This window comes from Mesorhizobium sp. M4B.F.Ca.ET.089.01.1.1, from assembly GCF_004022605.1.
In the GTDB taxonomy this organism is placed as follows: domain Bacteria; phylum Pseudomonadota; class Alphaproteobacteria; order Rhizobiales; family Rhizobiaceae; genus Mesorhizobium; species Mesorhizobium abyssinicae.
In genome coordinates this window covers 1-1,809 of record NZ_RZOS01000734.1, presented here as the reverse complement: position 1 = coordinate 1,809, position 1,809 = coordinate 1, and the positions used below count along the sequence as shown (strand labels likewise).

The following is a 1,809-nucleotide window of genomic DNA, read 5'->3' as shown; positions in this document are numbered from 1 at the left end:
GGGCGGACTTCTGTGAACTTGCGACAAGAAGCGTCGGCCGGACAATTTGCAGCGGGGGCGTTTCTTCCGCCATGGCGCCAATGCCGAAGTGGTGCGCCAGTGATTCAGACCAACATGGGACCGTCATAGGTGCTCGGTGTGTGGAGCCTCGGGTGCAGGGTTGGCATCGAGAGTTGAGACCGCAGAAGAGCGCGACGACAAGGTTTCAGACAGTTCCAGGGGCATTAGATGCGGATCGACAACGTATCACCGGGAAGTGGATCGGCGGTGAGCCTGTGCGGGTGCGACGGCGTGATAACGCCGGGTTGCTCGCGTCGGCCGTACATCCGCCCCTCGCTTCGGGACCCCAGGCGGACTCGTTCGAGAGGATGCAAGTAGCCTCCCTTCGCTTCGGCGGGTCCTAACGGAACTGCTGGCCGACCATACGAAGGGCGCTGGTCGAACATCACGATGCAACGATACTGGAGGGAAGGTTCAACATGCGGCTGCACACCATTTGGCCGCTGCGCTGCGGATTGTGCGCCCTACCGGGCGTACGAAGGGGAGGGGCAACGCGGGTCGGCTCGGTCAAGCACAATGCGATAGCCGGCCGCCGGTTCGAGAGCTGGGCGCCATTCGAAGCGGATCTGGACCGGTGGACGCGCGGGTTGCCGATCGGCGTGCGCATAGCGCCTGACCGGAATGAGCGGGAGTCGATCCTGATCACCGGATGGGGCAGTGCGTTTGGCGGGCCTGTGGTGGCAACGTCGATCCTTCATCGCTTGCTCAATTGTTCCATAGTGATCCCATCCGCAGTGACAGCTACCGGCTTCGTGAAAGCGTTGTTCCGGCCGATTGCAAAAGCCCGGAACGACGCTCGACACCAATTAAACTGCAAACCAATGAGAGGGTGACCGTGAAAGGACAAGAGGAGGCGCCCTTCATCCTCGACGGACGTCCCTTCTCCTATGCTGGGCGAAGGGTACTGAATGTTCAAGTCAAGAGGGAACTCAAAATGAAGAGTGCGTTAAGTTTGGTTGTGCCGTCTCCCTGTTGCTTTGACCCGGTTCGCTCCCCGCTGACACAGCAGTTCAGAGCGGGGCGCAACTCGCAATTTCCAAACCGATTGGAAGGTCAGTTCAGAGTGGCCGTAAAAAACGTCAGCCGAGGACGACACCAATGAACGGCGCCGAGTTGCTTGTATCTGCACTTGAGAACGAGAACGTTCGGCAAATCTTCGGGGTTCCCGGGGAAGAGAATCTCGACCTTGTTGAAGCACTACGGCATTCCTCGATCAAACTGGTGGTGACGCGTCACGAACAGGCGGCATCGTTCATGGCGGCTACGCATGGGCGGCTTACTGGAAAGCCCGGAGTCTGTCTGGCTACGCTCGGTCCCGGCGCGCTGAACCTCACGACGGGCGCAGCCTACGCCCTGCTCGGCGCGATGCCCATGATCATGATCACCGGACAGAAGTGCATACGGGGCCGGACCCAGGCGCGGTTCCAGATTGTGGACATGGTCTCGACCATGACGCCGCTGACCAAGATGGCGCGTCAGATTGTCGACCCAGCGACAATTCCGACCATTGTGAGCGAAGCGTTTCGGGTAGCGCAACAGGAGCGGCCAGGGCCGGTCCATCTCGAACTCCCGGAAGATGTTGCAGCCGAGAAACTGCCCGTGGTTCCGCCGATGGTGGCGCCCCATCCTATCAACCCGCCCGTTGCGGCCAAGGAGGCGTTGGACCGTGCGGCAGAGCACATCCTTAAGGCCGAGCGGCCGCTGATGATGCTAGGTGCAGCCGCAAACAGACCGCGCCTTGCTGCGGAG

At 60.8% G+C, this 1,809-nt stretch carries 1 protein-coding gene; it reads left to right on the top strand.

What is annotated here, in order from left to right; all coding sequences use genetic code 11:
- Positions 1-1,158: 1,158 nt before the first annotated feature.
- A partial coding sequence (locus tag EN780_RS33305; RefSeq protein WP_245500202.1) for a thiamine pyrophosphate-binding protein occupies positions 1,159-1,809 on the top strand: 651 nt, incomplete at its 3' end.